Origin of the sequence: Actinophytocola xanthii (assembly GCF_001921205.1) — a bacterium.
In the GTDB taxonomy this organism is placed as follows: domain Bacteria; phylum Actinomycetota; class Actinomycetes; order Mycobacteriales; family Pseudonocardiaceae; genus Actinophytocola; species Actinophytocola xanthii.
In genome coordinates this window covers 1-21,736 of sequence record NZ_MSIE01000025.1, presented here as the reverse complement: position 1 = coordinate 21,736, position 21,736 = coordinate 1, and the positions used below count along the sequence as shown (strand labels likewise).

At 71.7% G+C, this 21,736-nt stretch carries 20 protein-coding genes and 2 tRNA genes; 9 read left to right on the top strand and 13 right to left on the bottom strand.

The window, feature by feature from the left end; all coding sequences use genetic code 11:
- Positions 1-59 precede the first annotated feature (59 nt).
- Positions 60-1,349, bottom strand: a complete 1,290-nt coding sequence (locus BU204_RS14755) for an ABC transporter substrate-binding protein (protein WP_233160330.1) — start codon at positions 1,347-1,349, stop codon at positions 60-62.
- Between the two features lie 599 nt (positions 1,350-1,948).
- On the opposite strand from BU204_RS14755, the gene BU204_RS14750 reads away from it, so the two are divergent.
- Complete coding sequence (locus BU204_RS14750) at positions 1,949-2,371, top strand: hypothetical protein (RefSeq protein WP_143229515.1); 423 nt, start codon at positions 1,949-1,951, stop codon at positions 2,369-2,371.
- A 52-nt stretch (positions 2,372-2,423) separates the two neighbouring features.
- Here BU204_RS14750 and BU204_RS14745 read toward each other — a convergent pair whose 3' ends face one another.
- The 5 genes from BU204_RS14745 to BU204_RS14725 all read right to left on the bottom strand — a co-directional run bounded on the left by BU204_RS14745 (position 2,424) and on the right by BU204_RS14725 (position 8,094).
- Positions 2,424-3,410, bottom strand: a complete 987-nt coding sequence (locus tag BU204_RS14745) for an SMP-30/gluconolactonase/LRE family protein (protein ID WP_198942879.1) — start codon at positions 3,408-3,410, stop codon at positions 2,424-2,426.
- A 43-nt stretch (positions 3,411-3,453) separates the two neighbouring features.
- The gene (locus BU204_RS14740; RefSeq protein ID WP_075126235.1) at positions 3,454-4,119 is read right to left on the bottom strand and encodes a histidine phosphatase family protein; all 666 of its coding nucleotides are present in this window, start codon (positions 4,117-4,119) and stop codon (positions 3,454-3,456) included.
- A 1-nt stretch (position 4,120) separates the two neighbouring features.
- Positions 4,121-5,197, bottom strand: coding sequence for a phosphotransferase family protein (locus BU204_RS14735; protein WP_075126234.1), 1,077 nt, complete (start codon positions 5,195-5,197; stop codon positions 4,121-4,123).
- The gene (locus BU204_RS14730; protein ID WP_075126329.1) at positions 5,194-6,429 is read right to left on the bottom strand and encodes an acyl-CoA dehydrogenase family protein; all 1,236 of its coding nucleotides are present in this window, start codon (positions 6,427-6,429) and stop codon (positions 5,194-5,196) included. The genes BU204_RS14735 and BU204_RS14730 overlap by 4 nt, the downstream gene beginning before the upstream one ends.
- 78 nt (positions 6,430-6,507) lie before the next feature.
- A complete protein-coding gene (locus tag BU204_RS14725; RefSeq protein ID WP_075126328.1) occupies positions 6,508-8,094 on the bottom strand; it encodes an acyl-CoA synthetase in 1,587 nt (528 codons plus the stop codon).
- A gap of 151 nt (positions 8,095-8,245) precedes the next feature.
- Here BU204_RS14725 and BU204_RS14720 point away from each other — a divergent pair, with 151 nt between their 5' ends.
- Positions 8,246-9,916: a bifunctional 3'-5' exonuclease/DNA polymerase gene (locus BU204_RS14720; RefSeq protein ID WP_075126233.1), complete on the top strand. Its 1,671-nt coding sequence runs from the start codon at positions 8,246-8,248 to the stop codon at positions 9,914-9,916.
- A 15-nt stretch (positions 9,917-9,931) separates the two neighbouring features.
- Here the strand turns inward: BU204_RS14720 and BU204_RS14715 are convergent, their stop codons facing one another.
- Together BU204_RS14715 and BU204_RS14710 are read right to left on the bottom strand one after the other, a co-directional pair.
- Positions 9,932-11,140 (bottom strand): lactate 2-monooxygenase, encoded by a 1,209-nt coding sequence (locus BU204_RS14715; protein ID WP_075126232.1) that lies wholly within the window; start codon positions 11,138-11,140, stop codon positions 9,932-9,934.
- A 26-nt stretch (positions 11,141-11,166) separates the two neighbouring features.
- Positions 11,167-11,763 carry a TetR/AcrR family transcriptional regulator gene (locus BU204_RS14710; RefSeq protein ID WP_075126231.1) on the bottom strand — a complete coding sequence of 199 codons (597 nt, stop codon included), beginning with the start codon at positions 11,761-11,763 and terminating at the stop codon, positions 11,167-11,169.
- Positions 11,764-11,887: 124 nt separating this feature from the next.
- Here BU204_RS14710 and BU204_RS14705 point away from each other — a divergent pair, with 124 nt between their 5' ends.
- Positions 11,888-12,643, top strand: coding sequence for a class I SAM-dependent methyltransferase (locus BU204_RS14705; protein WP_233160339.1), 756 nt, complete (start codon positions 11,888-11,890; stop codon positions 12,641-12,643).
- 67 nt (positions 12,644-12,710) lie between these two features.
- On the opposite strand, the gene BU204_RS14700 is transcribed toward BU204_RS14705, so the two are convergent.
- Genes BU204_RS14700 through BU204_RS14690 form a run of 3 tightly spaced genes read right to left on the bottom strand, consistent with a single transcriptional unit; the run spans position 12,711 to position 15,539 of the window.
- The gene (locus BU204_RS14700; RefSeq protein WP_075126229.1) at positions 12,711-13,241 is read right to left on the bottom strand and encodes a hypothetical protein; all 531 of its coding nucleotides are present in this window, start codon (positions 13,239-13,241) and stop codon (positions 12,711-12,713) included.
- 36 nt (positions 13,242-13,277) lie between these two features.
- Positions 13,278-14,300: a tetratricopeptide repeat protein gene (locus BU204_RS14695; protein WP_075126327.1), complete on the bottom strand. Its 1,023-nt coding sequence runs from the start codon at positions 14,298-14,300 to the stop codon at positions 13,278-13,280.
- Between the two features lie 15 nt (positions 14,301-14,315).
- Positions 14,316-15,539 carry an NAD(P)/FAD-dependent oxidoreductase gene (locus tag BU204_RS14690; protein WP_075126326.1) on the bottom strand — a complete coding sequence of 408 codons (1,224 nt, stop codon included), beginning with the start codon at positions 15,537-15,539 and terminating at the stop codon, positions 14,316-14,318.
- A gap of 140 nt (positions 15,540-15,679) precedes the next feature.
- Here BU204_RS14690 and BU204_RS14685 point away from each other — a divergent pair, with 140 nt between their 5' ends.
- Entirely contained in the window at positions 15,680-15,880 is a 201-nt protein-coding gene (locus tag BU204_RS14685; protein ID WP_075126228.1) for a hypothetical protein, read from the top strand.
- A 4-nt stretch (positions 15,881-15,884) separates the two neighbouring features.
- Here the strand turns inward: BU204_RS14685 and BU204_RS14680 are convergent, their stop codons facing one another.
- Positions 15,885-17,363, bottom strand: a complete 1,479-nt coding sequence (locus BU204_RS14680) for a glutamate-cysteine ligase family protein (protein ID WP_075126227.1) — start codon at positions 17,361-17,363, stop codon at positions 15,885-15,887.
- A 56-nt stretch (positions 17,364-17,419) separates the two neighbouring features.
- Between BU204_RS14680 and orn the strand changes: the two genes are divergently transcribed.
- Both orn and BU204_RS14670 read left to right on the top strand, forming a co-directional pair.
- Positions 17,420-18,025 carry an oligoribonuclease gene (gene orn, locus BU204_RS14675; RefSeq protein WP_075126226.1) on the top strand — a complete coding sequence of 202 codons (606 nt, stop codon included), beginning with the start codon at positions 17,420-17,422 and terminating at the stop codon, positions 18,023-18,025.
- Between the two features lie 64 nt (positions 18,026-18,089).
- Positions 18,090-18,165: transfer RNA gene (locus tag BU204_RS14670), tRNA-His, on the top strand.
- Positions 18,166-18,544: 379 nt separating this feature from the next.
- Here the strand turns inward: BU204_RS14670 and BU204_RS14665 are convergent.
- The gene (locus BU204_RS14665) at positions 18,545-19,579 is read right to left on the bottom strand and encodes a L,D-transpeptidase (RefSeq protein WP_233160329.1); all 1,035 of its coding nucleotides are present in this window, start codon (positions 19,577-19,579) and stop codon (positions 18,545-18,547) included.
- 346 nt (positions 19,580-19,925) lie between these two features.
- Here BU204_RS14665 and BU204_RS14660 point away from each other — a divergent pair.
- The 3 genes from BU204_RS14660 (at position 19,926) to BU204_RS14650 (ending at position 21,692) form a co-directional block, all read left to right on the top strand.
- Positions 19,926-19,998 (top strand) — tRNA-Lys (locus BU204_RS14660).
- A gap of 207 nt (positions 19,999-20,205) precedes the next feature.
- Complete coding sequence (locus tag BU204_RS14655) at positions 20,206-20,553, top strand: hypothetical protein (RefSeq protein ID WP_075126225.1); 348 nt, start codon at positions 20,206-20,208, stop codon at positions 20,551-20,553.
- Positions 20,550-21,692, top strand: coding sequence for a hypothetical protein (locus BU204_RS14650; protein ID WP_075126224.1), 1,143 nt, complete (start codon positions 20,550-20,552; stop codon positions 21,690-21,692). Before BU204_RS14655 ends, BU204_RS14650 begins: the two co-directional genes overlap by 4 nt.
- The last annotated feature ends 44 nt before the right edge of the window (positions 21,693-21,736 follow it).

Genomic DNA, 21,736 nt, shown 5'->3' with positions numbered 1-21,736 from the left:
TGGTCACAGGAGGGCCGGCCGGACGGGAGGTGAGTCCCGCCCGGCCCAACCCACTGCCCTTATTCCGCCGTCAGCTCTTCGAGCTTGGTCTGCAGCTGCTCGAGCGCCTCGTCGGTGGTCGTCTCACCGGTGATGGCACCGTACGCGGCCTCCTGGATGGCGGCCGTGACGTCGCCGTAGCGCACGACCCGCGGCCGCGGCGCGGCGTTCTCGATCGAGGAGAGCAGGGTCGGCAGGTACGGGAACTTGTCGACCAGCTCCTGCTCCTCGTAGAGCGCCGAACGGGTCGGCGCCTGCGAGGTCGCCAGCAGGTTGGAGCGCTGGGCCTCCTCCGAGGAGAAGAACTTGATGAAGTCCAGCGCGGTGGCCTTGTTCGGCGTGAACGCGGAGATGGCGAAGTTGTGCCCGCCGAGGCTGGACACGCCCGGGCCGTCCTTGCCGGGCAGCGGGGCGACGTCGAACTTGCCGGCCACCTTCGAGGAGCCGTCGGTGGCGTTGGCCAGCGCCCACTGGTACGGCCACTGCCGGTGGAAGATCAGCCCGCCGTCCTGGAACGCGCGGCGACCCTCCTCCTCCTTGTAGGTGATCGCGGCCTGCGGGATCAGGTTGCTCTTGCGGGCCTCGACGAGGAAGTTCAGGCCGTCCTTGGCTTCCTGCGTGTTGACGTCCGGCTTGCCGTCCTCACCGACGACGGTGCCGCCCGAGGACGCCACGGCCTCGGAGAAGTTCACCGTGAGGCCCTCGTACTTGTCGAGCTGGCCGGCATAGCAACCGGTGTTCTTCGCCTCGGGCAGCTTCTTGACCGCCGTGCAGGCGGCCGTCAGCTCGTCCCAGGTCTCCGGCGGCTGGACGCCCGCCTTGTCGAGCAGGTCCTTGCGGTAGTACATCAGGCCGCCGTCGGAGTACACCGGGACCGCGTACAGCTTGTCCCGGTACTTGCCGGTCTCCACCGCCGGCTCGAGGAACTGGTCGAGGTCGAACTCGTCCTGCGGCAGCTCGACGATCCACCGGTTCGCGGCGAACTCCGCGGTCCAGATCACGTCCAGGTTCAGCACGCTGAACTCGTCGGACTTGACCTGGGCGTTCTGGATCATCCGGTTGCGCTGGTCGTCGGCCGACTCCGGCAGCTCGGTGATCGTCACCTTCTCGTCGGGGTGCTCGGAGTTCCACTCGTCGGCCAGCTTCTGCATGTTGCCCGACGTGTCCTTGCCGCTCGCGAACGTGATCGGACCGCGCCCCTCCAGGGCAGTCCCGCCGCCCGGCTGGTCGCCACCGCCACCGCCGCCGCCGTCGTCACCACACGCGGCCAGCACGACCGCCGCGACGGCAAGGAGGGCAGCACTGCGCACCCTTGCTCCAGCACTCATTTCCGTTACTCCTGTCGATCCGTGACTGAATGCACCGCACCTGTTTTCTCTCCGCACCCGGAGCAGGCTCAGTCAAGGGATTCCTGAAAGCGCGCGGGGAGAGACCACGCCAGCCGCCACCGGGCGAACGGCCGCCGTGAGGCGACGGGTCCACCGTCGAGTCATCTTCGACTCCTCCACAGGGGTCCACTTCGGACCTGGTGTAATCGATGCGGCTGCTCAACCGGCGGCACAGGTTGGCCGACTTGATCGGTTAATGGCGGACTAGCCTGGACCAGCGCGAGCTTTGAAGTCAACCCCCCGACCAAGCACACCCGCCGAAGGGAGGCCAGGTGACCACCGATCAGCCCACCGGGCCCGATCCAGACCTCATGCCCACTCCGCCGCGAGGGTTTCCGACACCGGTTCCAGGGCGCCGAGGGAGCCGTGGACCCCTGCTCATCGCCGGCATCGTCGGTCTCGCGGTCGGTGCCGCGCTGGTCGGAGGTGCATGGTTGCTGTTCGGCAACAATGGCGCATCGTCCTCGGCGATTTCCGCACCGGAACGACTGTCGGACTACGTCCAGTACGGGGACGCGTCCGTGTTCGATGAGGACGATCGGGGTCAGGAGAACGCCGACCGGCAGCGCGACTGGGACTCGCGCAGCACGCAGCGGCTCGCCGCGGCCTACGACGACGCCGGCGCCCTCGTGCGTACCTACTCCGACGACAGCGTCGAGAACAGGTTCGCGCTCGAGGCGGTCCGGGCGCCGAGCCCGAACCTGTACGCCCCCTACAGCGACGCCGAGTACCTCCGGCTGGACCGGCCGGTCGAGGAGGTTCGCGTGTTCGGCGAGGTGAGCTGCTCGATCAACAACACCAGCCCGGACCTCTCCGCCGTGGTCGCCTGCCAGCGCGGCGACGAGGAGCTGACCGTCCGCATCACCCGGGTCGGCGGAGACCTCCTGCAGGACCCGGAGCAGGTGGCCGAGCTCGTCGACATCGCCTGGCGGGAGCTGTCCTGACCCGAGCCGCGCTCGAGCCGGTCGCGACCCCGGCTCCGCCCGCACCGCACGACTACGCAAGGTCGAACCGGGCGATCGCGCGTTCGGCGAGGCTGCCGAGGTAGACCGTGCCGTTGGCCTCCCGCACGCCGGTGACCATGTGGAAGTCCGGGTGCTCGCCGTACAGGTCGTGCACGACGCGCCCGGTCTCGATGTCCAGCGCGCGCACCCACACCACCCGCTTCTCCTTGACCTGAAGGGCTTCGGGCAGTGCCCAGACGCCCTTGCGCAGCACGGGGTGCAGCCGGCTGAGGATGTCCAGCGCCGCGATCCGCGGGCTCGCCATGGCGATCCAGACCAGCCCGTCCGAACCGGTCGCGATGTTGTCCGGGAACGCGGGCAGGCCTTCGGCGAGCGGTTCGCTCTCCCCCTGCCGCTCCCCCGTGAGGTGGACCTTGTCCAGCCGGTAGGCGCCGGTCTGCGCCACCACCACCGACGACTCGTCAGGCGCGAGCGCGACGCCGTTGGCGAAGTGCAGGCCCTCGAGCACGGTCTCGACGGTGCCGTCGGGATCGCGGCGCAGCAGGCGCCCGGTACCCCCGTGCTCGAGCAGGTCGGCTTTCCAGTGTTCGAGGTCGAACCGGCTGGTGGAGTCCGTGAAGTACACGGTGCCGTCCATGGTCACCGCGGCGTTGTTGCAGACCCTCAGGTTCGGCCCCCGCTCGACGAGGACCTCGATCTCGCCGCTGGCCCGCTCGACCGCCAGCAGTCCGCGGACGGCGTCGCAGACCAGCAGCCGGCCGTCGGTGTGGAGTTCGATGCCCAGGGGCCGCCCGCCGGTGTCGGCGATCGTGTCGAGCCGTCGGCCGTCGGGGGTCAGCCGCAGGATCCGGCCGTCCTCCACTCCGGTGAACAGGTGCCCCTTGTCGCACAGGACGTCCTCCGGCCCGAGGCCGCTCACCTGGATCAACGACAACGCGGGCAGGGTCGCCCTGGTCGGCCGCGCACCCTCGACCTTGGCCGGGCGCCACACGACGGGGTCGATGCTGGGTCGACGCATGCCCATTGCCTACACCGGTCGGACCGCACGGGCAACCGGCAGGTCAGCGATAAGTCAACAGCTCTCGGTTCTCCCCCTCGAAGTGACCGTGCTCGTTGTAGGACAGCAGGCTCACCCCCGACCGGCCGCTGACCAGCTTGGTGATGCTCGCGTTGGCCATCGTCCGGTTCAGGGCCAGGTAGCCCTCCGGGGGCAGGTGCAGCAGCCGGGCGCAGATCGCGCTGATCAGGCCGGCGGAGGTGAACACGAGCGCCGTACCGCCCTTGGGCAGGCCGGCGAACACCTCGGCCGCGGCCTCGACCGCGCCGCCGCTGAACTGCGCCCAGGTGCCGCTGGTGCCGACGGCGTCGTCACCGGCGAGCCAGCGCGACAGCGCCGCGTCCAGCTGGGCCTGGAAGTGGCGGGCGGAGGCGACCAGGTCCTCGGGGTCGGCCGCCTGCCCCTCCGGGACCAGGCCGAGGTGGTCGTACTCGTTCCAGCGCGGGTCCTCGCGGACCTCCAGCTCCACACCGGCCGCGGGCAGGCAGGCCGCGGCGGTGGCGAGTTGGCGGCGCAGTGTGCCCGACCACACCGCGTGCACCCGCACCCCGCGCCGGCGCAGCTCGTCGCCCAGCGCCTTGGCCTGCAACTCGCCGACCGGGGAGAGCACGTCGTAGTCGGCTGTCCCAAAGCTCGCCTGGCCGTGCCGCAACAGGTAGATCGCCGCCACGTCAACGCCCCATCGCGGTGCGGCAGCGGTCGGCGAGGTAGGCGACGAACCGGCCGAAGTGCTCGAAGGCGGGGTTGTGGGTCTGGCCGGCGCGAAACCGGTAGTAGATCTGCTGCATGATCACCAGCAGCCGGAACTGGCCGAACACCTCGTAGAACGTCCAGTTGCCGGCGGAGCGGCCCGTCCGCGCGCAGTAGTACTCGACGATCTCGGCCCGGGTCGGCATGCCGGGCAGGTGGGTCGGCTGGCGGCGCAGCAGCTGCGCCACCTCGTCGTCGTCGGCCTGGATCCAGTACGCGACGCTGCCGGCGAGGTCCATCAGCGGGTCGCCGAGCGTCGCCATCTCCCAGTCGAGCACCCCGACCACCTCGAGCGCGTCGTCCAGCACGACGTTGTCGAACCGGAAGTCGTTGTGAATCACGCAGGTCGCCACGTCCTCGGGCCGGTTCGCGGCCAGCCAGTCCATGACCTCCGCGCAGTCGGGCGCGTCGTCGGTGCGGGCCCGGACATAGCGGTCCGACCAGCCGGTCACCTGCCGCTCGACGTACCCGGGACCCCGGCCGAGGTCGGCGAGCCCCGCTGCGGCCGGGTCCACCTCGTGCAGCTCGATCAGCCGATCGAACACCCGGAACGCCAGCGCCCTTGCCTGCTCGGCGGACAGCGTCATCCCCGCGGGCAGGTCCCCGCGCAGGATGAGGCCTTCGACGCGCTCCATGACGTAGAAGTCCGAGCCCAGCACGGCGGGGTCCTCGCAGAGCGCGAGCACCTCGGGCACGTACGGGTACACCGGGTGGAGCTGCCGCTGCACCCGGTACTCCCGCTTCATGTCGTGCGCGGACTTCGCCTTCCGTCCCACGGGCGGGCGACGCAGGATCAGCTCGCGGCCGTCGAAGCGCAGCAGGTAGGTCAGGTTCGAGGCGCCGCCGGGGTACTGGCGCACCTCCCGCAGCTCACCGAGCCCATCCAGCCGCGCGCCGAGCCACCGCGTCACCGCGGCGGTGTCGAACGCGTCCTCCTCCCGCACCTCGCCCGGCTGGTTGTGGGTTCGTGGCGGGGCCGCGTCACGTCCTTCGGTCATCGGTTGTTCTCGCTGAGGTACTTGGCAAGTTCGAAGCGGGCCACGAGGTTGAGGTGGACCTCGTCGGGCCCGTCGGCCAGGCGCAGTGACCGCGCGCCGGCGTAGGCGTCGGCGAGGGGGAAGTCCGCGGACAGGCCGGCCGCGCCGTGCAGCTGGATCGCCATGTCGATCACCTCGAGGGCCATGTTCGGCACGGCCACCTTGATCTGCGAGACCTCGCTGCGCGCGCCGGCCAGGCCCTGGGTGTCCAGCAGCCAGGCGGTGTGCAGTACCAGCAGCCTGGCCTGGTTGATCGCGATCCTGGCCCTGGCGATCCGCTCGCGGTTCCCGCCGAGGTTCGCCAGCGGCTTGCCGAACGCCACCCGCGAGCTCGCCCGCTCGCAGGCCAGCTCCAGCGCCCGCTCGGCCAGCCCGATGGAGCGCATGCAGTGGTGGATGCGACCCGGGCCGAGCCGTCCCTGGGCGATCTCGAACCCGCGACCGGGGCCGGCGATGACCGCCGAGAGCGGCAGCCGGACATCGGTGAAGCTGACCTCGCCGTGGCCGAAGGGCTCGTCGCGGTGGCCAAACACCGACAGCATCCGCTCGACCTTGACCCCCTCGGCGTCCATCGGCACGAGCACCATCGAGTGCCGCTGGTACCTGTGCGCCTCGGGGTCGGTGAGCCCCATGAAGATCACGAACGAACAGTCGGGGTGGCCGACCCCGGTACTCCACCACTTGCGTCCGTTGAGGACGATCTCGTCCCCGTCGACGACCGCCGTGGCGACCATGTTCGTCGCGTCCGAGGAGGCGACGTCCGGCTCGGTCATGCAGAAGGCCGAGCGGATCTCACCGCGCAGCAACGGACCGAGCCACCGCTCCTGCTGCTCGGCACTGCCGTACTTGACCAACACCTCGGCGTTGCCCGTGTCCGGGGCGTTGCAGTTGAACACCACCGGCGCGAACGAGGACCGGCCCATCAGCTCGGCGAGCGGTGCGTACTCCACGTTGGACAGTCCGGCGCCACCGAACTCCTCGTCGGGCAGGAAGAGGTTCCACAGGCCCTGCGCGCGGGCCTTGGCCTTCAGCTCGGCGAGGACCGGTGGCACCACCCAGGCGGCGTCCCGGTCCCGCGTCGTCTCGAACAGGACACGGTGGTACTCGGCCTCGACGGGCTCGATCTCCGTACGAATGAAGTCACCGACACGCCTCAGGTAGTCGGCCGCCTTGGCCGAGTGCGAGAAGTCCACCTCACGCACCCTAGTCCGAGCACGCGGCGTTGGGGGTCGTCGGCGGGCACAGGTCACGTCGGGCGCGCCGCACGCACGTCAGTCGGAACTCGCCAGCTCGCCGCGGAGCAGTTTGCCCGTGGCGTTGTGCGGCAGCTCATCGACGAAGACCACCTCGCGCGGCACCTTGTACCGAGCCAGGTTCGCCCGCACGAACTCGCGGATCTCCTCGCCGGTCACGCTCGCGCCCGGCCGCAGCACCAGGTGCGCCTTCAGCCGCTGGCCGAACTCCTCGTCCGGCACCCCGGTCACCGCGGCCTCGGCCACCGCCTCGTGCTCGAGCAGGAGGTTCTCGATCTCACCGGGGAACACGTTCTCGCCACCGGAGACGATCATGTCGTCGTCGCGGCCGTCGATGAACAGGCGCCCCTGCGCGTCGAAGTGGCCCAGGTCACCGGTGGCGAGCAGGCCGTCGACGATCTCCCGGTGCCGGCCGTCGGTGTAGCCCTCGAAGGACAGGACGCTGCCGACGAACACCCGGCCGACCACGCCGGGCTCGGTGACCCGGCGGCCCTCCTCGTCCACCAGGGCGACCCGGCAGCCGACCGGCGGCCGACCGACGGTACCCGGCGCCGCCCGCCAGTCCTCGGGGGTCGCCACCGTCGCCACCGCGACCTCGGTCGACCCGTACAGGTTGTGCACGACGTCGCCGAACGCCTCGGTCGCCCGGTTGCCCAGCTCGGGCGGGAGCGCCGAACCGGCCGAGAACAGGATGCGCAGCGACGAGGTGTCGTAGGCCGCGAGCACCTCGGGGCCGAGGTCGAGGACGCGGCGCAGCATGGTCGGCACCAGCACGAGGGCGGTGGCCCGGTTGTCCTGGACCGCGCGCAGCGCCTCGACCGGGTCGAACCGGCGGCGCAGGACGACCGCCGACCCCAGCGCGAAGGACAGCAGGAACTGGGAGAGCCCTGTCCCGTGGAACAGCGGCGCGGCGAGCACGGTGGCTTCCCCGGCGCGCAGCGGGATGCGGTCGAGGAACTGCGCCACCGCCAGCGGCGAGCTGACCTGCCTCGGGGCTCCCTTGGGGGTGCCGGTCGTGCCGCTGGTGAGCAGGACGAAGCCGCCGGGGCGCGGCGGGTGCGCGAGCGGGGCGTCGTCCGTGCTCGCGATCAGCTCCTCGAGGGTCGGCCGGTCCGCGGTGGCGGGGTCCTCGACCCAGGCGAGCACGCGGGGACCTTCGCCGGGTACGGCGTCGACCTGCTCGGCGAACTCCTGGTCGAACACCAGCGCGGAGACCTTCTCCCGACGGGCCACGTCGACGAGCTGGGGCGTGGCGAAGCCGGTGTTCATCAGCAGCAACCGCGCGCCAAGCTTGCCAGCGGCGATCATCGTCTCGACCGTGCCGCGGTGGTCGCGGGCCAGCAGCGCGACGACCGAACCGGGGCCGACGCCCTGGCCCGCCAGCGCCCTGGCCACGGCGTTGGAGCGGACGTCGAGCTGGGCGTAGGTGAGTGGGCCCAGCTCGTCGACCAGGCCGATCGCGGTGCGGTCGCGGTTGGCGGCGACCTGGGCCGCGCCGGCGACCGGGCCGAGCCGCCGCAGCCTGAGCAGGGCGGTCAGCGCGAGGTCGGGGCGGGTGAGGTCGACCATGCCCGAGCGGCGGATGACCTCGAGGCCCCGCAGCATCGTCGGCACCCGCGCGACGGCGTCCCGGACCCGGGGCAGATAGCTCGACAAACCCGGACCTCCTTGTCGGCGTGTCCCCCCTCCGCGAACCTACTAGGGAGTTAACTAACGGTCCACCACGCTTGTCGGTGGCGACGCGCACAATGCCGGTATGCAGGTCGTCGTGGCGCCGGGCGCCGAGGGCACCGGGCGGGTGCGGGTGCTCCCGTCCGGCCCGGAGACGGCGGTGGGCGACCTGGCCGGCTGGGTCGCGGCGACCGAGGCACGGCACTCGCCACGCTGGGTGCTCCCCTCGGCCGACGCGCTCTACCCCGACCTGCTCGCGGCGGGGGTGCCGGTGGCCCGCTGCCACGACCTCGAGCTGACCGAGGCCATCCTGCTCGCGTTCGCCGGGACCCCGAAGCGGCCCCGCAACCTGGCCGCCGCCTGGGCTCGCCTGCACGGCCTCGCCGAACCGGACGATCCGCCGCCGACCTCCCGGGGTGACCAGCCCGCGTTGTTCGAGGCAGCGCGCGAACCGGTGCCGGCCGGCGCCGACCCGCTCGAGGCGGCCGCCGCGGTGTACGCCGACCAACTCCGGCGGATCGACGACACCCCGCACCCGGACCGGCTGCGCCTGCTGGTCGCCGCCGAGTCCGCCGCCGCGCTGGCCGCGGCCGAGATGCGGCACCACGGCCTGCCCTGGCACGCCGACGTGCACGCGGCGCTGCTCACCGAGTTGCTCGGCCCCCGGCCCTCCCCCGGCGCGCGACCGAAGGTCCTCGCCGGCCTCGCCGAGGAGATCACCGTGGCGTTCGGACTGGTCGGCGCGCCGGAGAGCCGCCAGGTGAACCCGGACAACCCGGCGAGCGTCGTGCGCGCGTTCGGCCGGGCCGGAATCGAGGTCCCGTCCAGCCGGGCGCACGTGCTGCGCGAGGTGGACCACCCGGCCGTGGAGCCGCTGCTGCGCTACAAGGAGCTGGCCCGGCTGTGGGTGGCCAACGGCTGGAGCTGGCTGGAGACCTGGGTGCACGGCGGCCGGTTCCGCCCGGAGTTCGTGGTCGGGGGTGTGGTGTCCGGGCGCTGGGCCACCCGCGGCAACGCCGCCCTGCAGCTCCCGCGAGCGCTGCGCACCGCGGTGCGGGCCGATCCCGGCTGGTCGCTGGTGGTGGCCGACGCAGCGCAGCTCGAACCGCGGGTCCTCGCGGCGCTCTCCGGGGACCGCGGGCTCGCCGAGGTCTCCGCCGGGGTCGACCTGTACGCGCGGCTGGCCGACGAGGCCTTCGGCGGCGACCGGCAACAGGCGAAGATCGCCATGCTGTCGGCGATGTACGGCGGCACCTCCGGGAGCGCCGGAGCCCTGCTGGCGACGCTGCGCAAACGCTTTCCCGGGGCGGTCGGCTACGTCGAGCAGGCCGCCCGTGCCGGGGAGGAGGGGCGGCTGGTCCGCTCGCGCCTGGGCCGGACCAGCCCGCCACCCAGCGAGGGATGGCGGGCCATCACCGGCGCCGCGGCGGCCGACGAGGGCGCCGAGCGCCGGTCCCGCCGGGTTGCCCGCGACTGGGGTCGCTTCACCCGCAACTTCGTGGTGCAGGCCAGTGCCGCGGACTGGGCACTGACCGTGCTGGCGACGCTGCGCCGCCGGTTGGCCGGCACGGAAGCGCAGCTGGTGTTCTTCCAGCACGACGAGGTCCTCGTGCACTGCCCGGCCGCCCTGGCCCCCCGGGTGAGCGCCGAGGTCGCCGCCGCCGCCGAGGAAGCGACCCGGCTGGTCTTCCCGGGCACCCTGGTCAACTTCCCCCTCCAGGCCACCACGGTCGCCACCTACGCCGACGCGAAATAAGGCCCAGCGCGGTGGTCAGCTCCGGCGCAGGGCACCGGGGGCGAGCTCGGCCGGGGTGCGGTGGCCGGACAGGCCCAGCGTCAGGTCGAAGTCGGCCAGCAGTCCGCGTACGACATGCCGCACCCCGGCCTCGCCGCCCATCGCGAGCCCGTAGACGTACGGCCGCCCCAGCATGACGGCGTCGGCACCCAGGGCCAGGGCCTTCAGGACGTCCGCACCGGTCCGGATCCCCGAGTCGAACAACACCGTGGTCTGGTCGCCGACCGCGGCCGCGATCTCGGGTAACACCTCGAGCGAGCCGACGGCTCCGTCGACCTGGCGGCCCCCGTGGTTGGACACGACGATGCCGTCCATGCCCGCCTCGACCGCCCGGCGCGCGTCGTCGACGTGCTGGATGCCCTTCAGCACGATCGGGCCGTCCCAGTGCTCGCGGAGGAACGGCAGCTGGTCCCACCGCTTGTCGGTCCCGGTGAACAGGGGGATCCAGTGCAGGATCGCGGCGGTCTGGTCCTCCTCCGGGGTCTTCGCGAGCCCCGCGCGGAAGGCCGGGTCGGAGAACGGGACCGCGGTGCCGACGCCGCGGATGAACGGCAGGTAGGCCTGGTCGAGGTCGGCGGTGCGCCAGGCCAGCGTCCAGGTGTCCAGGGTCAGCACGAGGGCGGTGTACCCGGCGGCCTTGGCCCGGCCGAGGAGGCTGATCGTCACGTCGTTGTCGTTGGGCCAGTAGAGCTGGAACCACCGCGGGCCGTCCCCGCTCGCCTCGGCGACCTCCTCGATCGAGTGCGAGGACGCGGTGGACAGCACCATCGGCACGCCGAGCGCGGCCGCCGCCCTGGCCGTGGCGAGCTCACCCTCGGGGTGCGCGATCGACTGCACCCCGAGCGGCGCGAGCAGCACGGGCGCCGGCATCGCGGTGCCGAGGACCGTCGTCGAGAGGTCCCGGTTCGTCGCGTCGGTCAGCATCCTCGGCACGATCCGCCACCGGTCGAACGCCTCGCGGTTGGCCCGCACGGTCGCGCCGGAGCCGGCTCCGCCGGACACGTACCCGAAGGGCTCGGGGTCCATCGCCTCCCGGGCGACCACCTCGAGCGCGGAGCCGTCTGTGGTGAACGGCGGGAGCTGCCCACCGAGGCCCTGAAGGTAGATCTCGTTCTGGTAGGAACCCCACTGACCAGCCACTTCGCCGCTCCTCACCACCGTCGGGCCTGCTCGATGCGGGCTCATCTTCCCCGACCGGGAGCCGCGGGTGCTCAGCGCGGCTCCCGCAGCACCCCGGTGACGACCGTGGTCACGGCGCGGCGCACCGCCTCCGCGTCCGGGCGGGTGCCCGTCCGGTCGGCGAACAGCAGGTGCACCGTGCCGATCAGCATGGGCGCGAGCCCGTCGACCTCGGCGTCCGCGGCGAGGCGGCCCAGGTCGCGCTCCGCGGCGAGGTAGGCGGCGACCATCTCGGCCGCCTCGGTGAGCACCGGCACCCCGGCCGGCCAGGTCCGGCGCAGCCTGGCGCGCAGCTCGTCGCGGAAGATCACCAGCGGCACCACGGCCACCGCGACCGAGGTGAACAGCGCGGTCAGCGCGCTGGTGAGGTTGTCCACGACGGTGCCGGTGCCGGCGGCCTCGCGCAGGGCGGCGGCCTGCGCGTCCATCCGGTGTGCGCGGTCGACGACGAACTCGGCGAGGAAGCCGTCGAAGTCGTCGAAGTGGCGGTGCAGCACCCCCTTGGCGCAGCCGGCCTCAGTCGTGACCGCCCGGCTGGTCAGCGCGCTCGGCCCGTCCCGGAGCAGGATGCGTTCGGCCGCGTCGAACAGCTGCTGCCGCACGTCGCGGATGGCGACCCCGGTCGGCATCGCGTTCCTCCTCCTGCTGCGCGCGTTGCCGAAGTGGGCGCTTGCCCACTACGGTGGGCACATGCCCACTATCGCTCGTGACCCGTCATCCTCCCCCGAGAACGAGCCTCACCGGTACCGGGAGGTGGCCGAGTCCTTCGGCGTGGACGCCGAACGCTACGACCGGACGCGGCCGCCCTACCCCGAGACGATGGTGAACCGCATCGTCGCCGACAGCCCGGGACCCGGTGTCCTGGATGTCGGCTGCGGCACCGGTATCGAGGCCAGGCAGTTCCGGGCCGCCGGCTGCACCGTGCTCGGCGTCGAGCCCGACGCGCGGATGGCCGAGTTCGCCCGGCGTGCCGGCCTGGCCGTCGAGGTGTCGACGTTCGAGACCTGGGACCCTGCCGGGCGGACCTTCGACGCCGTCGTCGCCGGTCAGGCCTGGCACTGGGTGGACCCGGTGAAGGGCGCCGCCAAGGCGGCGGCGGTACTGCGCCCCGGCGGACTACTGGCCGCGTTCTGGCACGTGTTCGAGCCTCCGGCGGACGTGGCACTGGCCCTCGCCGACGTCTACCGGCGGCTGCTGCCCCACGCGCCGGACCTCGGCTCGATGGCACAGCGCCCGCTGGACGGCTACCAGGTGATGTTCACCAAGGCGGCCGACGGGATCCGAGCGGCCGGCGGCTTCGGCGAACCCGAGCAGTGGCCGTTCGACTGGGAGCGGCACTACACGCGGGACGAGTGGCTCGACCAGCTGCCCACCTCCGGCGCACTCACCCGGCTGCCGGCGGACCGGCTGGCCGAGGTGCTCGACGAGGTCCGCGCCGCAACCGACCCGGGCGGCTTCACCATGCACTACACGACGGTCGCCGTCACCGCCCGCCGAACCGGCGGCTGACACCCGAGTTCGTCGTCGATCGTGGAGCCGGCTGGTTGGGGCGAACGACCAGCGGCCGCCGAGATCCCTATCCGCGCTGGTCGGTGGGGATGCCGCCGACCGGGCCGAACGGCTGAGCCGGCTGCTGGTCGAGCCGGCGCGGCGCCGGCGGGAACTGCGGCAGCGGAGCCTGTCGGGGCGGGGCGGCAGGAGCCGTCGGCGCGGGGACCTGCGGGGCGAACTGCGGCCGGCCCAGCACCGGCTCCGGCCGCTGACCTCCCCACTGCTGCTGGGCCTGCGGCGCGGCGAGGCCCTGCTGTCCGGGCGGGAACGGCGGCTGCTGCTGGAGGCCCGGCTGCCGCGGGTCCCGCTGCACCGCGGGAAGCGGCGCGTAGCCCTCCGGCGGCGGCCCGAACCCCTGCGGCTCGGTCGCCGCCGAGTCCCGCTTGGACAGTGCAAACCTGAGCACCACGAGCCCCACACCCAGCGTCCCGACAACGAGACCGAGCACGGGCTGCACCGGCTCCGCCCACATCATCAGCCGGAACTGCACCGAGGTCAGATGTAGTAACGCCGAACCGAAGCCGAAGAAGATGAGAATCCCACCGAAACGGACCATTGCAATGTCCCCTTACCCCGCACCAACTGCCGCACCCTAACCATTGCCCGCCCAGATCCGCCATAGGCCGATCGAACTGTTTGCGGCTGCGACCACGCCCCCGCCGAGGGCGACCGCGAGCGCGATCAGCGGGGCGGATCCCAGGACCAGCAACAAGATCCACACGAGCAGTGCGGCGACGGCCAGGGCAACAGCGGTCGCCGACACCGCGACCAGCGGCTCCCGTGTGGACAGTTCATCGAGCGGTACCCGGGCCCGCTCGGGCAGGCCGAGCCACCCGCGCCAGGCCAGCAGTGAGACGAACACCACTACGCCGAGCCCGAACCACGCCAGCGAAGGGCTCGACGACGGGTGCCCGGTGAGCAGCAGAACCAGCGACCCGACCGCCTGCCAGACTCCCAGCCTGCGCGCCAGGAGAAGCAGCGCGACCCGTTCGCCCCGGCCGAAGCGTCCCGCGCGTCGGGACCGCACCGTCCTCTCCGGACGCCGCGGGTCCTGTGCCGGGCGGCGGTCCAGGCGCGCCAGCTTCGCCCGCACGTCATCGTTCTCCGGGTCGAGCCGACGCGCCTCGCGGTAGGCGCCCTCGGCGACCCGCCAGTCGTGCGCCAGCACCGCGGCGTCGCCGAGCACCTCCCGGGCGCGGGGTTCGTCCGGGGCGAGCGCCACCGCCGCGCGTGCCGCGTTCACCGCGTCCAACGGCGTGTCGCGGGCGAGCGCCTCGGCGAGCGCCACGTGCGAACGCCAGTCGCCCTCGTCCCGCCGCACCGCCTCCCGGGCCGACACCACGGCCTCGTCGTAGCGGCCGAGCTCCACCAGCGCGAGGCTCGCCAGCCGGTGCGCCCAGGACCGCTCGCCGAGCATGATCGCACGTTTGGCGGCGGCCAGGGACTCGCCGGGATCCCCGGCGTCCAGGTGCGCCGCGGCCAGCCGGCACCAGGCGGCCGGGTGCTCGGGGAACTCCTCGAGCACCGGCACCAGCACCGCGATGGCCGAGAGCGGCCGACCCTGCGCGGTCAACAGCTCCGCGCGGACCAGTACTGATTCGATCGAGCCGGCCATCATGCCCTCCCCGGGCTACCCCATCATGCTGGCCAGGTCTCCGGCAACGAGCCCCGCCGAGTCCACAGTGGTGTCCCCGTCCACGAGCTTCCCCAGCGCGTCACCGTCGTCCCACATGTTGACGTTCATCGCCGCGCGGACGACACCGTCTCGCAACCAGAACGCGATGAACTCCCGGGCGGCCAGGTCGCCGCGCACCACGAGCGTGTCCACGGCCGGGTCGGCCAGTCCCCGGAACTCCATCCCCAGGTCGTACTGGTCGGAGAAGAAGTAGGGGCTCGCCCGGTAGGGCTCGTGCCCCCCGAGCAGGTTCCCCGCCACGTGGGCGCCCTGGTCCTTCGCGTTCGCCCAGTGCTCCACCCGCACCCGGTTGCGGTAGCGGGGGTGGACCTGCGCGGCGATGTCGCCGATCGCGTACACGTCCGGGGCCGACGTGCGCAGCTCCTCGTCGACGGCCACGCCGCCGGGGTAGGCCAGTTCCAGGCCCATCGCCGCCGCCAGCTCCACCCTCGGCGCCGCGCCGACGGCCACCAACACGACGTCCGCCGGCAGCTCCGAGCCGTCGGCCAGCGCCACCCCGGACACCGCGCCCTCGCCCAGGAACGCGGTCACCCCGACGCCGAGCCGCCAGTTCACCCCGTGCGCGGCGTGCACGTCGCGGTACACGCCGGCCACCACGTCGCCGAGCACCCGGTGCAGCGGCAGCGGCAACGGGTCGACCACGGTCACCTCGGCGCCGTGCGCCCGGGCGGCGGCGGCCACCTCACAGCCGATCCACCCCCCGCCGACGATCACCACGCGGCGCCCCTCGGACAGCTCCTCGCGCAGCCCCAGCGCGTCGTCCAGGCTGCGCAGCGTGCGCAGGCCGGCCAGCTCGGCCCCGGGCACCTCGAGCCGGCGGGGCGCCGAGCCCGTGGCGAGCAGCAACCGGTCGAAGGGGTGGGCCGTGCCGTCCGCCTCGACCACCTCCCGGTCGGCGAGCCGAACCCCGGAGACCACCGTCGACAGGCGCAGGTCGATGTCCCGCTCCTGGTAGAAGGCCTCGTCGTGCACCCAGTCCGGGTCGTTGGTCTCGCCGAGCAGGATGCCCTTGGACAGGGCCGGCAGCTCGTAGGGCCGCCTCGCCTCCTCCCCGAGCAGCGTGAGCTGCCCGGAGTAGCCCCGTTCCCGCAGCGCCCCGGCAGCCGTGGCGCCGGCGAGGCCGGTGCCGATGATGACTATGCGCTGCGGATCGCTCATCGTGATCATGCCCTTCGAGAAATGGTCCGGACCGTGCGAGGAAGCCGGGCAACCGCCGTCATGCCGGCGATCGTGCCGCGTCCCCTGGGTATACGGCGCCCGACGCGGCGTAGTTCAGCGCGAACCCAAGGACGGGAAACGTGAACAACCACAGGGAGTGGTCGATCACCTGTCGCGACGTCGCCGGGCGGCGGCGCGACCTCACGGTGTTCGTGCGGCAGGGCCGCGTTGTGCTGGTCGCCCCGCCAGGCGAGACGGCCGTGCTCGCGCCGCTCGACGTCGGCCGGTTGCGTGCGGCACTGCGCGACGCCGTGGTCGACGCCTCGCAGGGCGAGAGCTGAGGAGTCACACCCCCGGCCAGGTGTGCACCGGCTCGTTCGTGTGCATGTGGGCGGTGTAGCGCCTGGTCATCTCGCGCAGCGCCTGCTCCCGGCCCACCCCGGTGGTCCGCTCGATCGCGTTGACCGCGTCCACCTGCCAGGTGGCGCCGTTGCGCCCGGTGATGCAGCGCTGCTCGATCACGCCGAGCAGGCGGTCGCGGTGCTCGGTGGCCACGCCCCAGGCCTCCAGGCCCTGGTGGGCGAGCGGCAGCAGCCGCCGCAGCACCAGCTCGGTGACGGGCACCTCGCCGATGCCCGGCCAGTACACCCGGGCGCCGATCCCCTCCCGGGCCGCCGAGTGGAAGTTCTCCTCGGCCGCCGAGAAGCTCATCTGCGTCCACAGCGGGCGCTCCTGGTCGACCAGCGCGCGGACCAGGCCGAAGTAGAGCGCCGCGTTGGCCATGACGTCCACCACCGTCGGCCCGGCGGGCAGCACGCGGTTCTCCACCCGCAGGTGGGGGCGGTTCTCGACCACGTCGTAGATGGGCCGGTTCCAGCGGTAGATCGTGCCGTTGTGCAACCGCAGCTCGCCCAGCTGGGGCGTCTGCCCCTTGGCGAGGACCTCTGCCGGGTCCTCGTCGTCACAGAGCGGGAGCAGCGCCGAGTAGTAGCGGACGTTCTCCTCGAACAGGTCGAAGATCGAGGTGATCCAGCGGTCGCCGAACCAGACCCGCGGCCGCACCCCCTGGGCCTTCAGCTCGTCCGGCCGGGTGTCGGTGGCCTGCTCGAACAGGGCGATCCGGCTCTCGGCCCAGAGCTGCTTGCCGTAGAGGTAGGGGGCGTTGGCCCCCAGCGCCACCTGCACGCCGGCGACGACCTGGCTCGCGTTCCAGTACTGGGCGAACGTCTCCGGCGCCACCTGGAGGTGGTACTGGACGCTCGTACAGGCGCTCTCCGGGGCGATCGTGTCGGCCTGGGTGACCAGGCGCTCCTGCCCGGAGATGTTGATCTCCAGGTTTTCGCCCCGGGCGGCGAAGATCTGCTCGTCGAGCAGCTTGTAGCGCTGGTTCGCCGAGAGCGTGTGCGGGCCCATGTGCTCGTCCCTCAGCGTCGGCAGGATCCCGATCATCACGATGTCGGTGTCCGCCGCCGAGGCCTTGGAGTCGGCCGCGTTGAGGCACTGCCGCAGGTTCTCCTCGAACTCGGCCAGCCCCGCCGGGCCGAGCTCCCGCGGCGGCAGGTTGATCTCGATGTTGAACCGCCCGAGCTCGGTCTGGAAGGCCGGGTCGGCGATCGCCGCCAGCACGTCGGCGTTGCGCATCGCCGGGTCACCGGTCCGGTCGACCAGGTTCAGCTCGACCTCGAGGCCCGACATCGGGCGCTCCGAGTCGAACCGGGACTCGGCCAACATCTGCGCGAACACGTCCAGACACTGCCGGACCTTCTGGCGGAACCGATGCCGGTCCTCCCGGGTGAACTCGGTCCGCTCGACGTCCTTGCCCATCGCCTCTGGCCTCCCGGTTCGAGATCAAACAAGCCTACCGGGGATAAGCTCGCCAGGTGACGGACAACCTGGTCTGGATTGACTGCGAGATGACGGGGCTCGACCTGGGCAAGGACGCCCTGATCGAGATCGCCGTCCTCGTGACCGACTCCGAGCTCAACATCCTGGACGACGGGGTCGACCTGGTCATCCACGCCGAGGACGCCCAGCTCGACGGCATGGTCGAGGTGGTGCGGGAGATGCACGCGCTGTCCGGCCTCACCGAGGCGGTGCGGGCCTCCACCCTGACCGTCGCCGAGGCGGAGCGGGTCGTGCTCGACTACGTGCGCCAACACGTGCCGGACCCGCGCACCGCGCCCCTGTGCGGGAACTCGATCGCCACCGACCGCGGCTTCATCGCCAGGGACATGCCGGCGCTGGACGGGCACCTGCACTACCGGATGATCGACGTGTCATCGATCAAGGAACTGTGCCGGCGGTGGTACCCGCGCGTGTACTACGCCCAGCCCGACAAGGGCCTCACCCACCGCGCGCTGGCCGACATCCGCGAGTCCATCCGCGAGCTGGTCTACTACCGGCAGACCCTGTTCGTCCCCCAGCCCGGCCCGTCGAGCGACCAGGCCAAAGCCGTAGCCGAGGCCATGCTCGGGACCAACCGGTAACCGAGTGCCGCCCACCGGGAGGCGCAGGCTACGATATTGTCCGCCGCCCCCCGAGGCGGCGATGGTGGGTGTAGCTCAGCTGGTAGAGCACCTGGTTGTGGTCCAGGATGTCGCGGGTTCAAGTCCCGTCACTCACCCCAGGCGAGGTATGTTCGGTGGCCCTTCGGGGCCACCTTCCCCCTCTTGGGGTTTCGTTGTTGTATCTGGGGGCCGAGCCCCCAGACCCCACGGTGCGGGCTTCTTGCGGGGGCGGCCACTTAATTCGCGGCGTAGACCAGCGGCGGATGACGGGGAGCGGCCACCTCCACTCGCGGCGTGGACCCGCACCGGATGACGGGAGCGGGTCAACCCCATTCGCGGCGTGGACCAGCGGCGGACAACGGCGGGCGGCCACGACGAGACGAGCTAAAGGCCCTTGCGCCGCATATGACAAGCGGACGCCCCTCAACCCGCTGACCGTGTTGGCTCAGCGGGTTGAGTAGTTCATCCAGTTTCCGGCGCCCTCGGGGAGGGCGGTGGTCAGCGGTTGCCCTTCTGCCACTCGGTCCAGGGGATCTGCCAGTCGCCTAAGCCGTCCCAGGGTTCGAGGGTGGGGCCGCCCGTGTTGCGGACGACGATGATGTCGCCCTTCTGGGAGATCTCCTGGAGCCAGGCGGCGTTCTCGGTGGACATGTTGATGCAGCCGTGGCTGACGTTGCGGTGGCCCTGATCGCCCACCGACCAGGGGGCGGAGTGGTAGAAGATGCCGCTGTTGGACATGCGGCTCGCCACGTCGACCTCGGTGCGGTAGCCGAGGGGTGAGTCGGCGGGGACGCCGTAGGTGCTCGAGTCCATTGTGTAGTCGGTGTGCTCGCTCATCACGACATAGGTGCCGACCGGGGTCTCGTGGCCGGGCTTGCCGGTCGAGATGGGGATGTTCCGCGCCACCTTGCCGTCGATCGCCACCTCCATCTGGTGGCTCGCGCCGTCGACGATCGCGGTGATCGCCCGGCCCACGGTGATGTTCGCCACGCGGTCGTTGTTGCCGAACACGCCGTCGCCGAAGTGCTTGCCGTAGATCGTGGCGCGGATCGTGATCTTGGTGCCGGCGGGCCAGTACTCCTTCGGCCGCCAGTGCACCTCGCTGTCGTCGAACCAGTAGAACGCGCCCTGGACGGCCGGGGTGGTGGAGATCTGGATCGCCCGCTCGACGGCCGCCTTGTCGGCGATGTCGACGTCGAAGTAGAACGCCAGCGGCTGACCGACGCCGACGGTCTGGCCGTCCAGCGGGTTCATCGACAGATCGGCCTTGAAACGAGCCGTCGCGGTGGTGAACGACGAGGTCAGCGTGGCGGGCTTGCCATCGGTGCCCTGGCCGGCGGCCGTCGCCGTGTAGGTGCGGCCGAAGCCCAGGGGCTCCGCGGCGATCCAGCTCGTCGCGTCCGGCGACAGACGACCCTTGACCGGCTCCCCGGCGTCGTTCTTCAGCACGACCTGGGTGAGCTTGCCCCCGACCGCGGCAATCGTGATCGGGGCTCCGGGGGCGACGTCGACAGCCTTGTCACCGGGAGTCATCGTCAACCGCACCGGCGTGGGCGGTGGGGCTGCCTTGGTGGAGGGGGGCTCCGAGGAGCGGTCGTCGCGGGGCTCCGCAGCCTCACTGCTGGTACATGCCGAGGCCAGCGCCCCCAGAAGCAACGCCGCGACGAGCAACCCCAGCCCGCGCCGACGACGCCCAGCCCATGCCGTCATCAATAACCCCGCCGATCTGCTCCGGTGTGCTGATCACCCATAGTGTGCCGGATTGCCCCGACAGGGGGAACCGGTGGTCACGAGCGGGGGTGGGGGCCATCCGGTTACCGGGGTGCTCAGCGCCCGTGCTAACGTTTCGTCGTCGCGTCGGAGGGCATCCTCCGACCAGGCGCCGCTAGCTCAACTGGCAGAGCAGCTGGCTCTTAACCAGCGGGTTCGGGGTTCGAGTCCCTGGCGGCGTACGTCCGAGCAGGTCGGGGACCATAACCGGTCCCCGACCTTTCTCGTAGGGACGGTTTACGGACCGTATTCGCCCAGGTGCCGCAGCATGCCGGCGTGATGCAGACCCCGTCGTTGATGCTTACGGTCCGCCGGGTGTGCGGCCACAGATCCAGCCACTGGCGCCGGAGCGCTAGCCTGGCCGGCGCTGCCGGCACGTTGGAGGATCGATGAAGAGCCTGCGTGGTCGATGGAGGATCGTCGAGACGGAGCACTGGGACCGGGACGCGATCGATCTCGACGGACCCGCGTTCATCGAGTTCGCCGAGGAGGGGACCGGCGAGTTCGGGTTCATCGCGGTTCGTGGCTGGTTGGACTGCCGGTGGTCCGAGCGGGACGGCCGGCCGTTCGTCGAGTTCAGCTGGGAAGGCGTGGACGAGGGCGACCAGGTCAACGGACGGGGCTGGGCCGCGCTGACCGAAGGCGGTGACCTCATCGGACACCTGTTCTTCCACCTCGGCGACGACTCCGACTTCCGCGCGACGCCGCTGGGAGCCGACGTGGGCGTCGAGCGTTGAGCGAGTACCAGTACTACGAGTTCCTCGCGGTCGACCGGCCACTTGACGAGCACGCGCTCGCCGAGGTGCGGTCGCTGTCCACCCGAGCTCGGATCACCGCCACGAGCTTCGTCAACGAGTACCACTGGGGCGACTTCCGCGGTAACCCGAGCACGATGATGGAGCGCTACTACGACGCGCATCTGTACCTGGCGAGCTGGGGCACCCGACACGTGATGCTGCGCCTACCGCGCAGTGTCCTCGACCTGGACGTGGCCGAGCAGTACTGCGTCGGTGACCACGTCACGGCCTGGACCGCGGGCAAGCATGTGATCCTCAGGCTTGCCAGCGAGGAGGAAGAAGACAGCTGGGACTACGAGCCGCAGGGAAGTCTGGCCGCGATCGTCGGCGCCCGGGGCGAGCTCGCCGCCGGTGACTACCGCGCGCTGTACCTGGCGTGGCTGGCCGGGTACAGCATGGTGGAACACGACGAGGACGAGGACGAACTCGAGCCCCCGGTGCCAGCAGGACTGCGGACTCTCACCGCGTCGCAACGCGCGCTGGCCGACTTCCTGCGTCTCGACGACGACCTGCTCGCGACCGCGGCAGAGGCGAGCCCGTCGCTCGGCAAGGCCACCGACGATTCGAAACGCCTCGCTGCCTGGGTGGCGGCATTGTCGACAGTGGAGAAGGACCAGTTGCTCGTGCGTGTGGCCCAGGATCACGCCGCAACCGTGCGTCTGGAGATGCTGCGCCGGTTCCGCGACGAAACCCCGCGACCAGTCGCCGACCAGCCGCGTCGTGCCGTGGCCGACCTCCTGGACGGCGCGGCTCGCCGACGCGCAGACCGGCAGCGCCGGGAGGCCGTGCGACGAGCCGACGAACAAGCCCGCGACGAAGCATCTCGGGCGCTTGCGCGCGAGCGGCGGCTGGACGAACTGGCCAGCGACGAGGAAGCCGCCTGGACGCGCGTGGCCGAGCTGATCGCCACACGCCGCCCCGGCCAGTACGACGAAGCCGTCCGACTCCTCGCCGACCTGCAGGGTCTCGCCGAACGCGACGACCGCTCCCCCGAGTTCGACCGGCGCTGCGGCGCCATCCGGCGAGAACACGTGCGCAAGACCACCCTTGTCGGCAAGCTCGACCGCGCGAACCTCTGAGAGCCTGTTCCTGAACTGATCTTGGTCGGCGTGTCGGGTGCTGG

What these genes read in the sequence shown, in the direction of transcription:
- BU204_RS14745 (WP_198942879.1), bottom strand. Translation starts at nt 3,410, where the DNA reads ATGCGTCGACCCAGCATCGACCCCGTCGTGTGGCGCCCGGCCAAGGTC.
- BU204_RS14735 (WP_075126234.1), bottom strand. Translation starts at nt 5,197, where the DNA reads ATGACCGAAGGACGTGACGCGGCCCCGCCACGAACCCACAACCAGCCG.
- BU204_RS14725 (WP_075126328.1), bottom strand. Translation starts at nt 8,094, where the DNA reads ATGCTGCGGGGCCTCGAGGTCATCCGCCGCTCGGGCATGGTCGACCTC.
- BU204_RS14720 (WP_075126233.1), top strand. Translation starts at nt 8,246, where the DNA reads ATGCAGGTCGTCGTGGCGCCGGGCGCCGAGGGCACCGGGCGGGTGCGG.
- BU204_RS14715 (WP_075126232.1), bottom strand. Translation starts at nt 11,140, where the DNA reads ATGAGCCCGCATCGAGCAGGCCCGACGGTGGTGAGGAGCGGCGAAGTG.
- BU204_RS14710 (WP_075126231.1), bottom strand. Translation starts at nt 11,763, where the DNA reads ATGCCGACCGGGGTCGCCATCCGCGACGTGCGGCAGCAGCTGTTCGAC.
- BU204_RS14700 (WP_075126229.1), bottom strand. Translation starts at nt 13,241, where the DNA reads ATGGTCCGTTTCGGTGGGATTCTCATCTTCTTCGGCTTCGGTTCGGCG.
- BU204_RS14695 (WP_075126327.1), bottom strand. Translation starts at nt 14,300, where the DNA reads ATGGCCGGCTCGATCGAATCAGTACTGGTCCGCGCGGAGCTGTTGACC.
- BU204_RS14690 (WP_075126326.1), bottom strand. Translation starts at nt 15,539, where the DNA reads ATGAGCGATCCGCAGCGCATAGTCATCATCGGCACCGGCCTCGCCGGC.
- BU204_RS14680 (WP_075126227.1), bottom strand. Translation starts at nt 17,363, where the DNA reads ATGGGCAAGGACGTCGAGCGGACCGAGTTCACCCGGGAGGACCGGCAT.
- BU204_RS14665 (WP_233160329.1), bottom strand. Translation starts at nt 19,579, where the DNA reads ATGACTCCCGGTGACAAGGCTGTCGACGTCGCCCCCGGAGCCCCGATC.
- BU204_RS14655 (WP_075126225.1), top strand. Translation starts at nt 20,206, where the DNA reads ATGAAGAGCCTGCGTGGTCGATGGAGGATCGTCGAGACGGAGCACTGG.